12 protein-coding genes are annotated in these 14223 nt (G+C 43.8%); 9 read left to right on the forward strand and 3 right to left on the reverse strand.

Annotation, left to right across the window (positions count from 1 at the left end):
- Nucleotides 1-39: 39 nt before the first annotated feature.
- The 4 genes from clpB (at nucleotide 40) to L1D50_RS15020 (ending at nucleotide 6123) form a co-directional block, all read left to right on the forward strand.
- Nucleotides 40-2613: an ATP-dependent chaperone ClpB gene (gene clpB, locus L1D50_RS15005; protein ID WP_239966320.1), complete on the forward strand. Its 2574-nt coding sequence runs from the start codon at nucleotides 40-42 to the stop codon at nucleotides 2611-2613.
- A gap of 129 nt (nucleotides 2614-2742) precedes the next feature.
- On the forward strand, nucleotides 2743-3678 hold the full coding sequence (locus tag L1D50_RS15010; RefSeq protein WP_138523807.1) for an NADP-dependent oxidoreductase: 936 nt from the start codon (nucleotides 2743-2745) through the stop codon (nucleotides 3676-3678).
- 128 nt (nucleotides 3679-3806) lie between these two features.
- Nucleotides 3807-5384 (forward strand): glutamate--cysteine ligase, encoded by a 1578-nt coding sequence (gene gshA, locus L1D50_RS15015; protein ID WP_138523809.1) that lies wholly within the window; start codon nucleotides 3807-3809, stop codon nucleotides 5382-5384.
- A gap of 130 nt (nucleotides 5385-5514) precedes the next feature.
- The gene (locus L1D50_RS15020; RefSeq protein ID WP_128726857.1) at nucleotides 5515-6123 is read left to right on the forward strand and encodes a transglycosylase SLT domain-containing protein; all 609 of its coding nucleotides are present in this window, start codon (nucleotides 5515-5517) and stop codon (nucleotides 6121-6123) included.
- A 267-nt stretch (nucleotides 6124-6390) separates the two neighbouring features.
- Here the strand turns inward: L1D50_RS15020 and L1D50_RS15025 are convergent, their stop codons facing one another.
- Nucleotides 6391-7653, reverse strand: coding sequence for an HlyC/CorC family transporter (locus L1D50_RS15025; RefSeq protein ID WP_095727508.1), 1263 nt, complete (start codon nucleotides 7651-7653; stop codon nucleotides 6391-6393).
- A gap of 68 nt (nucleotides 7654-7721) precedes the next feature.
- Nucleotides 7722-8528, reverse strand: a complete 807-nt coding sequence (ccsA, locus tag L1D50_RS15030; RefSeq protein ID WP_095727509.1) for a cytochrome c biogenesis protein CcsA — start codon at nucleotides 8526-8528, stop codon at nucleotides 7722-7724.
- 207 nt (nucleotides 8529-8735) lie between these two features.
- Between ccsA and ffh the strand changes: the two genes are divergently transcribed.
- Entirely contained in the window at nucleotides 8736-10115 is a 1380-nt protein-coding gene (gene ffh / locus L1D50_RS15035; RefSeq protein WP_010606686.1) for a signal recognition particle protein, read from the forward strand.
- 59 nt (nucleotides 10116-10174) lie between these two features.
- Here the strand turns inward: ffh and L1D50_RS15040 are convergent, their stop codons facing one another.
- Nucleotides 10175-11833, reverse strand: a complete 1659-nt coding sequence (locus L1D50_RS15040; protein ID WP_128726856.1) for a tannase/feruloyl esterase family alpha/beta hydrolase — start codon at nucleotides 11831-11833, stop codon at nucleotides 10175-10177.
- Between the two features lie 252 nt (nucleotides 11834-12085).
- On the opposite strand from L1D50_RS15040, the gene rpsP reads away from it, so the two are divergent.
- From rpsP to rplS, 4 genes are read left to right on the forward strand one after another with little or no spacing between them, the layout of a single operon-like run.
- Nucleotides 12086-12334 (forward strand): 30S ribosomal protein S16, encoded by a 249-nt coding sequence (rpsP, locus tag L1D50_RS15045; protein ID WP_017216164.1) that lies wholly within the window; start codon nucleotides 12086-12088, stop codon nucleotides 12332-12334.
- 17 nt (nucleotides 12335-12351) lie between these two features.
- Nucleotides 12352-12885 (forward strand): ribosome maturation factor RimM, encoded by a 534-nt coding sequence (gene rimM / locus L1D50_RS15050; RefSeq protein WP_128726855.1) that lies wholly within the window; start codon nucleotides 12352-12354, stop codon nucleotides 12883-12885.
- The gene (gene trmD, locus L1D50_RS15055) at nucleotides 12885-13652 is read left to right on the forward strand and encodes a tRNA (guanosine(37)-N1)-methyltransferase TrmD (protein ID WP_128726854.1); all 768 of its coding nucleotides are present in this window, start codon (nucleotides 12885-12887) and stop codon (nucleotides 13650-13652) included. The genes rimM and trmD overlap by 1 nt, the downstream gene beginning before the upstream one ends.
- 33 nt (nucleotides 13653-13685) lie before the next feature.
- Complete coding sequence (rplS, locus tag L1D50_RS15060) at nucleotides 13686-14045, forward strand: 50S ribosomal protein L19 (RefSeq protein WP_128726853.1); 360 nt, start codon at nucleotides 13686-13688, stop codon at nucleotides 14043-14045.
- The last annotated feature ends 178 nt before the right edge of the window (nucleotides 14046-14223 follow it).

Below are 14223 nucleotides of genomic sequence, written 5' to 3' on the forward strand. Positions count from 1 at the left end.
AAATAAGGCAATTCAATATTTTATATGGGTAAATAAATCATGCGTTTAGATAGATTTACAAGCAAATTTCAAGCTGCGCTTTCTGATGCGCAGTCATTAGCGCTTGGGCGCGATCACCAATTTATTGAACCTGTTCATTTAATGTATGCTTTGCTCCAGCAGAGCGGCTCGAGTGTGCGCGCATTATTAGCACAAGCAGGTGTGAGCGCCGACGAGCTTAATACTAAGTTGTCACAAGCCATTGAAAAGCTATTTAAAGTAGAAGGTGTAGGTGGTGATGTACAGCTTTCAAATAACCTTATTTCACTGATCAATCTGTGTGATAAATATGCACAAAAGCGTAAAGATAAATACATCTCCAGCGAGTTATTTGTTTTTGCTGCATGCGAAGATAAAGGCCCACTAGGCGAGATTTTCAAAGCGCTTAACATCACCCAACCAAAGATTGAGCAAGCCATCAAGGCTATTCGAGGGGGTCAAAAAGTGGATGACCCTAATGCCGAAGACACTCGCCAAGCTCTTGAGAAATTTACCATCGATCTCACTGAGCGTGCTGAGCAAGGCAAGCTTGATCCGGTTATTGGCCGTGACGACGAAATTCGCCGCACTATTCAAGTGCTACAGCGCCGTACTAAAAACAACCCTGTACTTATCGGTGAACCGGGCGTTGGTAAAACTGCCATCGTTGAGGGGCTCGCGCAGCGTATTATCAACGGTGAAGTTCCAGAAGGTTTAAAAAGTAAGCGCGTACTATCGCTAGATATGGGTGCATTGGTGGCTGGAGCAAAATACCGTGGTGAATTCGAAGAGCGCCTAAAGTCGGTATTAAACGAGCTGGCTAAAGAAGAAGGCCAAGTTATTCTCTTTATTGATGAAATCCATACCATGGTGGGGGCGGGCAAAACCGATGGTGCAATGGATGCTGGCAATATGCTAAAACCCGCACTAGCCCGTGGTGAGCTTCACTGTGTGGGGGCGACCACGCTTGATGAGTATCGTCAGTATATTGAAAAGGACGCGGCACTCGAGCGTCGTTTCCAAAAAGTATTTGTTGCAGAGCCAACCGTAGAGGATACCATCGCGATTCTACGTGGCTTAAAAGAGCGTTACGAATTGCACCACTCAGTAGATATTACCGATCCTGCGATTGTCGCTGCGGCTAACTTGTCACATCGTTATATCTCAGATCGGCAACTTCCCGATAAAGCTATCGATTTGATAGATGAAGCTGGGTCTTCAATTCGGCTGCAAATTGACTCGAAACCGGAGCAGTTAGACAGACTAGAGCGCCGTATTATCCAACTAAAATTGGAAGATAATGCGCTGGCGAAAGAGAAGGACGAAGCGAGTCAAAAGCGTCGTACTGAGATGCAAACGCTCATCAATGAATTAGAAGCTGAGTATCGAGAGCTTGATGAAGTATGGAATGCAGAGAAGGCTTCATTACAAGGCACACAAGTGATTAAGGCTGAGCTTGAGCAAGCGCGCTTAGATCTAGAAGTTGCGCGTCGAGCAAGTGACTTGCAACGTATGTCTGAACTACAGTACGGTCGGATCCCTGAGCTTGAGCGAAAACTAGATCTTGCTTCTCAGGCTGAAATGCAGGAAATGAGTCTTTTAAAAAATCAGGTCGGTGAAGATGAAATTGCAGAAATTTTATCTCGCTGGACTGGGATCCCGGTCGCAAAAATGCTTCAAGGTGAGCGTGAAAAGTTACTGCAAATGGAAGACGAGCTTCATAAAAAAGTGATTGGTCAAGACGAAGCTGTTAATGCGGTTGCTAACGCTATCCGTCGCTCAAGAGCGGGGCTTGCAGATCCTAATCGCCCAATTGGTTCGTTCTTGTTCTTAGGTCCAACAGGGGTGGGTAAAACGGAGCTGACCAAAGCACTGGCCAACTTTATGTTTGATACGGAAGATGCCATGGTGCGCATTGATATGTCCGAATTTATGGAAAAGCACTCAGTTGCGCGCTTGGTTGGTGCTCCTCCTGGCTATGTTGGCTACGAAGAAGGTGGCTATTTGACAGAAGCGGTAAGGCGTCGTCCTTATTCTGTGATTTTGCTTGATGAAGTGGAAAAAGCGCATCCAGATGTATTTAACATCTTATTGCAAGTCTTGGACGATGGTCGCTTGACCGATGGCCAAGGCCGCACGGTTGATTTTAAAAATGCAGTGATCATTATGACCTCGAACTTAGGGTCGGATGTCATTCAAGAGCAAGCAGGAAATAACGACTACGCAGCACTCAAAGAGCGTGTTATGGGCGTGCTGGCTAGTCAGTTTAGACCTGAATTTATTAACCGTATTGATGAAACTGTGGTGTTCCACCCGCTTATCAATGAACACATTAAAGAAATTGCGAGTATCCAGTTAGACAGATTGAGTAAACGTTTAACTGAAAGAGGGTTTGCACTCGAGCTTAGTGATGCCGCGCTTGATAAAATCGCTGCAAGCGGGTTTGATCCTGTATATGGTGCTCGTCCTCTTAAACGAGCCGTACAACAATACATTGAAAACCCGTTGGCGCAGGACTTGCTGCAAGGTAAGTTTGTGACTGGTGATACCATTAAAGTCGAGGTGCTTGATGACCAGATAGTGTTCAATCACTAAATATAGCTAAACGCTCTTACAGCCATACTGTAAGAGCGTTTTTCCCTCCCATACCGTAAATTTCTTCAAACTCCTTACCCTTTCGCGTATTCTACAAAGATACCAAACTGTTTTCTAAGCAAGCCGCATATGATAAATAACTCAACCACTTATGGTATTTACGAATTTGGTGATAGCAGTCAACTGTGTAGCACCACTATTTCTTTGCCAACACTAACCTTAGGCCAAGTGCTGGTAAAAGTAAGCAGTACCAGTATTAATCCTATTGAAGTGAAAACCAGACAAGGTCTTGGTTATGTTGCAGCGCAAAAAAGCGCAGATGCCTTTTTGCCGCTCGGATATGATCTGTATGGTGAGGTGGTTGAGGTTTATGGCCCAGATAGCCAATTTAAAGTAGGCGACTTTGTCATCGGTATGATTGGATTTGCGAGTAACCCCGGGACCTATAGTGACTATACAGTGGCGCTTGAGTCAGAACTCATCAAGGTTTCTTTGCAAGAAAGTCCAGATATTGCAGGTCTTTGTCTTGCGGGTCTTACGGCAAAACAAGCGTTAGATAAATTCTCTAATCGTGATCGTCCATTATATGTATTGGCACCAACTGGTGGCGTGGGGCATTTAGCAATTCAACTAGCACAGCTCCAAGGGCGAAAAGTTATCGCGGTCTCCACCCGCCCTGAGCACGAATTGTTGTCGAAGCTCAAGGTAACGGCAATAAGTTATGACGAATTTTATCAGCACCAAGTTGAATGCGATTTACTGGACTTAATTGGTGGCGATATTGCATTACAGTGTGTCGACTCGATGAAGCCGGATTCGCACCTGGTGACCATTCCGAGCGTCACCAAAGAAATCGTCTGTGAGCGAGCCACGACAAGGGATGTAAGGGCTGAAGGTATGTTGGTTGCGAGTAATTTAGACGATCTTAAATATTTGTATCAGGCGTACCAAGCTGGCAAAATCAGCATCAACGTAAGTCATTACTTTGCGATGGCGGATATTGCGCAGGCTCATCACTGTATGGAAAGTGGTAAGCATGTTGGCAAAGTTATTATTAAGGCCTAAGTGTACTAAAAGTAGCCATATTTAAATTGATTGCTCGGTTTAAATCACTCATTTGATGAATACACTTGGTATAATTTGGTTTCGACCCCATAAACTTGAAATTGGCCTGTAGGTTCGAGGAAGAATTTTTGAAACAATTAGACTTAAACACTAAGCTGGACTTTTTGTCTGACGGCGCGCATCGCGGCGTTTTCAAAGGTATCAAAAGAGGTATCGAACGTGAGGCATTACGGATCCAAGGGTCGGGAAAAATAGCGAAAACACCGCATCCAGAAAAGACGGGCCATGCACTGACCAATGGTCATATTACCACTGATTTTTCTGAGTCGCTGCTCGAATTTATTACACCAGTGAGTGAAGATCCACAAGAGACATTAGCGCAACTTTCTGATCTACAGAAATTTACGTTGGCTAACATGGGTGATGAGTTACTGTGGCCTTTGTCGATGCCATGCTTTATTGAGGACGAAGAAGATATTGTCCTAGCGCAGTTTGGCACTTCTAATATCGGCAAAATGAAAACGCTATATCGTGAAGGGCTAAAAAATCGCTATGGTAGTATGATGCAGGCCATTGCGGGTGTGCACTTCAATATTTCGTTTCCAGAGACCGTATGGCAAAGCCTGCAAGTGATGTCTGAAGACGATAAACCTCAGCAATCATTTATCTCCCAACAGTATTTAGGCCTTATTCGTAACTTCAAGCGTGAAATGTGGCTGATAAGCTACCTGTTTGGCGCATCTCCTGCGCTTTGTCCGTCATTTTTGCAAGGCAAAAAGAGCGACTTGCCATTTAGTAAGCTAGAAAATGGCTCTATATACCTTGAATATGGCACCGCACTTAGACTGGGTGATTTAGGTTATACCAATAGCGCACAAAGTTCGCTTAAGGTGATGTATAACGATCTGGATGAGTATATTGCGGGCTTGCGACAAGCCATTCGTTGCCGCTCCGACTTATATCATGAAATTCCAGACTATCGAGCGGCAGAGCCAAAACAGCTGAATCGCAACATTTTACAGATTGAAAACGAGTTCTACTCGCCAATTAGACCAAAACGTAATGCCAAGTCTGGTGAAACCCCGACTCAGGCACTTGAACGTGGTGGTATTGAGTACATCGAAATTCGTGCGCTGGATGTTAACCCATTCGAGCATACTGGTGTGAGTCTTGAGCAAATCCACTTCCTAGATGTGTTCTTAACCTATTGTTTGTTAAAGCCAAGCCCTGAACTCTCGTTTGATGCGCAAAAGCTCGCTGGTAAGAATTTACATCAGGTGGTTAATCAAGGTCGCTGTACAGCACTTGAACTGAGTAAAGCGGGTGAGCCTGTGAGTGTGAAACAGTGGGGCACTGAGATTTTTACAGACTTACTTAAAGTTGCAAAAATGTTAGATGGGAGTACAGAAAAATCAGTCTATGTGGCAACAGTGGAAAAATTAATGTTGGCAATTGAAACGCCTGCACTTACTTTTTCTGGGCAGTTGCTATCTCAGCTGAAGAGTCGTACCTTAGAACAAGGTTCAATGGGCATTGAACTAGCGAACAAATATAAGCAGCTTCATCAAGATATCAAATACGGCTATTACGATGAAGATACGCTGAAGTCATTTGCACGTCAGTCTTTTGAAGATGAGGCAGCGGTTAGAGCGGCTGATTCTGTAGACTTTACTACTTTCCTTGACGATTATTTTTCAAGGGCATAATGCACAAGGCATAAAAAAGCGCAGCCATAAGGCTGCGCAAATAAATTTCAGGGATGAAACAATGCTAAACTGCTGCATTCATAAGTTCAGACCAATGCAAATTGTAAAAGTTCATTAGGTTTCGAAAAAAATGCAAAAAAAATTAATTTTAATTAGTCTCGTCGCTGTTTTATCCGGATGTGCTACCGCACCACCTAAACAACCTCATGATATTTGTAAGATTTTTGAGGAAAAAGAAGATTGGTATTATGACGCTCGTGATGCTCAAGATAAATGGGGCTCACCAAAGCATGTACTGATGAGCATGATGTACCAAGAAAGCTCCTTTCGTCACGATGCGGCGCCTCCAATGGAATATTTCCTATGGTTTATTCCTGTTGGCAGAGTGAGCTCTGCTTATGGTTACTCTCAAGCCAAAACTCCGACCTGGTCTGATTATATTCGTGAAACTGGAAACTCAGGTGCAGATCGCGATGACTTTGAAGACGCCATCGATTTTATGGCTTGGTTCGTATACAAAACTCACAAGGTAAACGGCGTGTCGAAATGGGACGCTTACGCACAATACCTCAATTATCATGAAGGTTGGGGCGGTTATCGTCGTGGTACATATAAGAATAAGAAATGGTTAATGCAAGTAGCAAATAAGGTAAAGCATCGTGCTGCGCGCTATGCCGTTCAACTTAAACGCTGTGAAGATGATTTAGATAAGAACTGGTTCGAGAGAATTTTTTCTTGAGTAAATTGCGGTGTTACTTTCAACACCGCAATTGAGTTTAGAGTTTAGCTTTTACTCGCTTAAGAGTTATACCAATTAGTCTTAATACTTGCTCAATTTGAAGGATCAAATCTGACGCTAACTGCGTCAAAAATTTCTCATTTAGAACAACTAAATAGTAAAATTTTTGCCTTGCCTATATGGATGTAGGTACCTTGGCGATAGCAGGACGCGGTAGCGGTGTTATCGACAAGATTTTCTTGCCTCAAAATAGACCACTTAATCAAGCTAATTGGTAGTAGAAGATATTTTCACCATCTTGATCATGTTTTCTTTGATCTCAATGACTTCCATCTTATAACCAGAAATCGTTAAGCCAAGAGGCGCATCTGGAATATCTTCAAGGTGCTCTACAATCAGACCGCTGAGAGTTTTAGGACCTTCGGTAGGTAAGTCCCAACTCATTTCTTTATTTAAGTCACGCACGTTTACACTGCCGTCAACCATAACTGAGCCATCACGCTGCATATTTACGTCTTCACTCGGCGCACGCGTCTGCGTGGTGGTAAAGTCACCAACGACTTCTTCAAGAATGTCTTCAAGCGTAACCAGACCTTGAATGTCACCATACTCGTCAACAACAAGACCAATACGTTCTTTGGCTTCTTGGAATTTGATCAGCTGTGTATTGAGTGAGGTATTCTCTGGCACATAGTAAATCTCTCTTACCGCACGTAGTAGTGACGGCTTATCAAACTGCTCTTTTGTTAGCAGGCGTAACGCATCACGAGCATGGATAAAACCAACCGCGTCATCAATTTGGTCACGGTAAAGTAGCACTCGGGTGTGCTGTGCATTCGTGAGCTGGCGAGCAATATCTTTCCACTCGTCATTGATATCTATCGCATTGATTTCACTACGTGGGATCATAATGTCTTCTACGGTCACGTGATCCAAGTCTAAGATAGAAGTGAGCATGTTTTGGTGGTTTGAGGGCAACATAGCGCTTGACTCATTTACCACGGTTTTTAATTCTTCTTTACTTAGGCTGTGCTCCTCAATCTCTTGTGGTGTGATCCCAACCAAACGCAACATACCATTGGTGATCCAGTTAGTCGCGACAACTAAAGGAAACAAGACCTTCAACAATACTTTTAGGATTACAGAGCTTGGGAAAGCGACTTTCTCAGGATATAAAGCCGCAAGAGTTTTAGGTGTGACTTCAGCGAAGATCAGGACCACGAGTGTGAGACCAAAGGTAGCAACTGCGATACCCATATCGCCATACAAACGTAATCCGATGATAGTTGCAACTTGCGCAGCGGCAATATTAACGAGGTTATTTCCGATCAGGATCAGGCCAATTAGTCTGTCAGGACGGTTAAGGAGGTTACTTACACGCTTCGCACCACGGTGATTTTCTTTTTCAAGATGGCGTAGACGAATACGGTTGATTGACATGATACCGGTTTCTGAACTAGAAAAATAAGCCGACATCAAAATGAGCACGCCGAGTATGATAAACAAGGCGCTGGTCGATATGTCTTCCAACAGTGGATCCCTTTTTTACTTACGAAAGAGTATTAAGCGTTAGTGAGTTACGATAGTCAAGTTAAAGTTTAAAACCTGCCTAAAATCACTTCTTGTATAAAGCGACTGCCAAAGTAACCTAAAGTCACGATGCCAGAAGCCGCTATGATGGAAATCACCACAGACTTACCGCGCCAGCCAAACTGCCTATGCCCGAAGGCGACGACGACATAGATAAGCCATGCAACGATAGATAAAATGGTTTTGTGAATAGTCTCTTTAGCGAACATACCGTCTAAAAAGTAAAAACCGGATGCCAATGCCAGCGTTAATAAACCTGTGCCTACAAATAACAGCTGATAAAGCTGCCTTTCTACTTGCATAAGTGGCGGTAGATGGCTGGTCATAATCGCCAAATCCCGTTGTTTTAAGCGTTTATCAATAAACATAAATTGAATGGCGTAGAGCGTGGCGATGATAAGTACGCAGTAAGCCAACAAAGAAAGTGAAATATGCAAAACGAGACCAACATCTATGTTTATTGTATGCATAATAATGTGGTGTGGAATAAACAGGCTTGCCAATAACAAAATGGCGGCAAAGCCATACACCACAGGCAGCAATAGTGTTGCAGGGAAGCGTAAAGATACGGTCGTTACGGAAACAACGATAACCCAACAGGTTAACAAGGCAACGTTGACGGTACTGAGATCTTGTCCTTGGTGCGTAAACACTGAATTCACCAACACTAGCATATGAGTCAAAATGGCGACAGTGCTTAATATTAATGTTTTCTTTTGATCTGGACCTTGTTTGTCAAATAAGCGCGATAAAACATGGCTGGTGGCCATGATGTAAAAGAGACAGGCGATTAATGACAAGCTAATAATCAACATAAAAATAAGTGCCTAATTTTTGCTTTCCTTTTTTAGCTATTGTATTTAAAGCCTCTGCGCTTGCATAGGGTTTTATTTCAATCCGTTAACTTATTCTTATTTTCGTTCAACGAAAGCGTAAAAAGCAGAACAATCTGCTTGAATACTGTATTAGTAGCTCGCATATCAGTATAATGCCCGACAATTTCGAGATTTTGGAACCGATACATGTTTGAAAACCTCCAAGAGCGTTTAGGAAAAACGCTTAAAAACATCAGTGGCCGTGGCCGACTAACTGAAGACAATATTAAAGAAACACTCCGTGAAGTACGCATGGCATTGCTTGAGGCTGACGTTGCCTTGCCGGTTGTGCGCGACTTTGTAAAACAAGTAAAAGAACGCGCGGTTGGTGTAGAAGTCACAAAGAGTCTGAGCCCAGGCCAGGTTTTCATCAAGATTGTTCGTGAAGAACTTGAAAAGTCGATGGGTGAGGCCAACGAAGAGCTGAACCTAAACGCGCAGCCGCCAGCTGTCGTCATGATGGCAGGTCTGCAAGGTGCGGGTAAAACCACCAGTGTTGGTAAGCTGGCTAAATTCCTTAAAGAGCGCAAAAAGAAATCTGTATTGGTGGTAAGTGCTGACGTTTATCGTCCAGCGGCTATCAAACAGCTTGAAACGTTAGCCGCTGAAGTTGACGTCGAGTTTTTCCCCAGTGATATTTCACAAAAACCGGTAGATATCGCAACGGGTGCTATTTCTCACGCGAAGAAAAAGTTCATTGATGTGGTGCTTGTGGATACCGCTGGTCGTTTGCACGTAGATGCAGACATGATGGACGAAATCAAAGATTTACACGCGGCGATTGACCCAATCGAAACCTTATTTGTCGTTGACTCAATGACAGGTCAGGATGCTGCAAATACAGCAAAAGCGTTCGATGAAGCGCTGCCACTCAGCGGTGTTATCTTAACTAAAACGGATGGTGATGCGCGCGGTGGTGCGGCGTTGTCTATTCGTCATATTACCGGTAAACCCATTAAGTTTATCGGTGTGGGTGAAAGAACGGATGCCTTAGAGCCATTCCACCCTGACCGTGTTGCATCTCGAATTCTCGGTATGGGCGATGTACTGTCGCTTATTGAAGAAGTCGAAATGAAAGTCGATAAAGACAAAGCCCAAAAAGTGGCTGAGAAGGTCTTTAAAGGCGATGGTTTTACACTGGAAGATTTTGCTGAGCAGCTGCGCCAGATGAAAAACATGGGCGGTATGATGTCAATGATGGAAAAGCTGCCTGGTATGTCAAACTTGCCGGATGCAGTAAAAGGTCAAGTAAATGATAAGACCTTTAACCAAATGGAAGCCATCATAAGCTCAATGACGCCAAAAGAGCGTGCACGTCCTGAAATCATCAAAGGCTCGCGTAAAAAGCGTATCGCTGCGGGTTCTGGTACGCAAGTACAAGACATTAATAAGTTGCTGAAGCAATTTACCCAAATGCAGAAGATGATGAAAAAGATGAAAGGCAAAGGCGGCATGATGAAAATGATGAAGAACATGAAAGGCATGATGCCGCCGGGCATGTTCGGTGGCGGTGGGCCTAAGTTCTAACACCGTTTTATAGTTTTTATAATGTGAAGGCAAGCCTTGGGGCTTGCCTTTTTGTTTACTTAGTTATTCTTAAAATTGGGCACTATTGGCCTAAAGTTTTCTGCTTTTTTAGGGTCGCCTGTACCAATGTACTGGGCTTCTTGTGGATAAGGGTAAACAGGGCGAGTGAAAAGAATATTGCCCTGCGGATCTTCTTTTTGTGTCATAAGCGCATCCGGGGCGTTACCGGTATCAAGCCAATGCACTAGCGCTGCGATGGCATCAAAGGTTTCAGCGCCAGGTCCCTCGATACCACAATGCACTAATCCTGGTGGCAAGAATAGCCGAGCAAAGTCGTAGGTGTTGTCTTTACCCATATAATTGATAACTGACTCATACCAATCAATAGTTGCATATGCGGGTATTGCAGCGTCTGACCATCCATGTAATACAATCATTTTGCCACCGCTATTTTTAAATCCAGTGAGATCAGGGTGATCGGCGTCCATAAAGCTTGAGATAGGTGAAAGCTCGCCAACCTCATTGTTATAAGAAAAGTCTCTCCAGTTGCCTTGATTGTATCTTTCTCGAGGAAAAGCCAAGTACTTTAAATACTCGGTTGCAGCATAATAGTGATAAGGCTTGATAAACGGTGCTTCAGGAAACAGCCAGCCTGTCCATTCAGGTTCGGAGCCATAGGGGAGGCCGCCATAAATAACGTTGCCTTGTTGATCGTAGGATGGTGCATATATTTCCTTAATTGCGTTGACTTGGCGAGGAGTCAGGCATGTACCCGTGGTGTTGTCGCTGCACAGGAGTGTTTGGGGGTCAAAATCGCAGCGTCTAGGATCGCTTATTAATCCATCAACTAAGCCATCTTTATAGTCACAAGCTTGCATGACGGCCTGCGAAATAAAGTCAGTATAGCTTGCATCGAGCAGTGCGTTATCGTTTTCATCCAAAATAGCTTTTGCATTATCCATGCAGTTGATTAGGTTGACTTTGGTGTAATTAATCGTCGGCCCTCTGGCAATCACGCCATCAAAATCATTTGGGTAACGCTTTGCGGCCATTATCCCAGCATGACCTCCCTTCGAACAACCCGATATAAATGAGTACGTAAGTTGTTTACTATAAAAGCGCTCAATAACCGCTTTTGCTGCAACAGCAACCACATGGTTCGATCGGTAGGCAAAGTCCTCCCTTAATGGCACATTGTTTTTAGCCCACAAACCATCGAATCCGGCTGCAGTATGGCCGCCATCATGAGACATGGTCGCGTAATTGCGCATAACTCCAGCCATCGTCGGGTAGTTGGATACTTCGCCACAAAAACCCATACAGGCATTGAGGAGGAAACGTTGGTTCCAAACTTGATCCATTGGCAACCTAAGCTGAAAACGTATCGTCGGTGCAGCATAGCCTTCAACCAAACAGTGCTCAGGTAAAGAGTTTGTTCCTTTTGGTACAGGCGCACCTAATAGGCGACTATACTTATATGTCCAGAGTTCGGTGTCGGCATCTAGGGTTTGGCTTGGTACATATTCTGCGTTGGTGATACTCATTGCAGCATTACCTTGCTCTAGCTGCGAGAAGTCACCAAAACGTAACAGTTTACAAGCCGTTATTTCTTCATTGCTTGCTGCCAGTGTTGAAGGAGCAACGAGCGTAAAAGAGATGAGTGGTATACTTAGGAATAGGTGTTTAATTGAACGTTTTGCTTTCCACATTTGGTTCATATGTGTGCTCTCCTTATAATGAAACAACAGGGGGGCGACTTTCCAGTAGTGCTGAAAAGTCAATTTTTCGTACCGATATTGAGACGAAAGTGGCGTGTGAAACTTCAGCAGTAATTCTTTAGCAAGGCCTAATAAAGCATCAACGATGGAATTAACTTGCATTGCGCGTGAAAATGCGTAAAATGCCCGAGCTTCCCGTAATGGGAAGTACAAACTTATTAATGAAAACAGTCAATCTATGTAGAGGACGGTATGGTAACTATTCGTTTGCAACGTGGCGGCGCTAAAAAGCGTCCATTCTATCAAATCGTGGTTGCGGATAGCCGTTTCTCGCGTGACGGTCGTTTCATCGAGAAAGTAGGTTTCTTTAACCCGATCGCAGCAGGTCAGGAAGAAAAAGTACGTTTAGATTTATCTCGTGTTGATCACTGGGTAGGTCAAGGCGCATCTCTTTCAGATCGCGTTGCGAAGCTGGTTAAAGACGCTCGTAAAGCGGCTTAATAGGCGTAAGTGTAACCATGAGTCAAAGTAAAACCTCGACAATCGTTGTTGGTAAGCTTGGTGCTCCTTATGGCATCAAGGGTTGGCTTAAGGTGCATTCATTTACTGATGATCCCCAAGGGATCTTCGATTTCAGCCCATGGTTGATAGGGCAACAAGGTAAATGGCAAAACCTTGAAGTGAGCGACTGGCGTCGTCACAACAAGGGATATATCGCTAAATTTGCTCAAGTAAACGACAGAGATGAAGCAGTGGCTTATACCAATGCCGAAATCGCTGTTTATGCTGAGCAGCTTCCTGAATTACCTGAAGGGGAGTTTTATTGGCGAGATCTCATCGGCATGTCAGTAGTAACCGATAAAGGTTACGACTTAGGCACAGTTGATGACTTGATGGAGACAGGCTCAAATGATGTTTTGGTTGTGAAAGCAAACAAAAAAGATGCATTTGGGCAATCTGAAAGGTTAATTCCATTCTTAACAGACTCTGTTATTTTGGATGTCAACCATGAAGAGAGAAAAGTTACTGTAGATTGGGATCCAGCGTTTTAATGAGTGATCAGCAAAAGCTATGGGTTGGAGTGGTTTCACTTTTTCCTGACATGTTTGATGCGATAACTCAGCAAGGCGTAACGGGTCGAGCTGTGAAAAATGGCTTGATTGAGTTTAATTGCTGGAACCCGAGAGATTATGCTCTTGATAAGCATAGAACTGTGGATGACCGCCCTTATGGTGGTGGCCCAGGAATGCTTATGATGGTTGAGCCTCTCAAAAAAGCTATTCTTGATGCCAAAGCGGCAGCAGGAGAAGGCGCTAAAGTAATTTATATGTCCCCTCAAGGGCGAAAGCTAGATCAACAAGGTGCGACTGAATTGGCGCAATCTGAAAAGTTGATTTTAGTAGCGGGTCGTTATGAAGGTATTGATGAGCGGATCATCGAGTCTTATATAGACGAAGAGTGGTCCATCGGCGATTTTATACTGAGCGGTGGTGAGTTACCTGCCATGACATTAATCGATGCAGTAGCACGATTAGTGCCAGGTGTGTTGGGTCATAACCAATCAGCAGAACAAGATTCATTTTCGGATGGCTTGTTAGATTGTCCTCATTATACTCGGCCGGAAACATTGGATGATAAACAGGTGCCTGCTGTATTACTCAGCGGAAACCACCAAGAAATAGCCAAATGGCGCTTAAAGCAGTCTTTGGGTAGAACTTGGCAACGTCGTCCTGACTTGTTGCGTAACCTAGCTCTGACTGAGGAGCAGGCGGCATTACTTGCTGAATTTCAGCAAGAGAATGGCCAAGCTTGTGGCTAGAAGACAGTTACACCTAGGAATGTGAGAAATAAAATGGCAAAAGTAAACCAAAATATTATTAAAGAGCTTGAAGCTGAACAGCTTAAGCAAGACGTACCTGCGTTCGGCGCTGGTGATACAGTAGTTGTACAGGTACGCGTAAAAGAAGGTAACAAAGAGCGTCTACAGGCCTTTGAAGGTGTTGTAATCGCTAAGCGTAACCGTGGTCTACACTCATCTTTCACTGTTCGTAAGATTTCAAGCGGTGAAGGTGTTGAGCGTGTATTCCAAACGCACAGCCCTCTTATCAGCAGCGTAGAAGTTAAGCGTCGTGGTGCGGTTCGTCGTGCTAAGCTTTACTACCTACGTGAGCGTTCTGGTAAATCTGCACGTATTAAAGAGAAACTTAACTAATACGTCGCATTTATCAAATGCAGATAAAACAGGCCGCTTTATGCGGCCTGTTTTGGTTTTAACACCAGAAAAAATAATCCTAGCCATTTTCCTTGGCACTTTAGGTATCTTGTCTGATATTTTCCTCTATGCTTACTTTTAAAGCCGTCTACTTCTTGTTAGACTCGGTGTATTATTT

It is taken from the genome of Pseudoalteromonas sp. Isolate6, from assembly GCF_022398435.1.
In the GTDB taxonomy this organism is placed as follows: Bacteria; Pseudomonadota; Gammaproteobacteria; order Enterobacterales; family Alteromonadaceae; genus Pseudoalteromonas; species Pseudoalteromonas galatheae.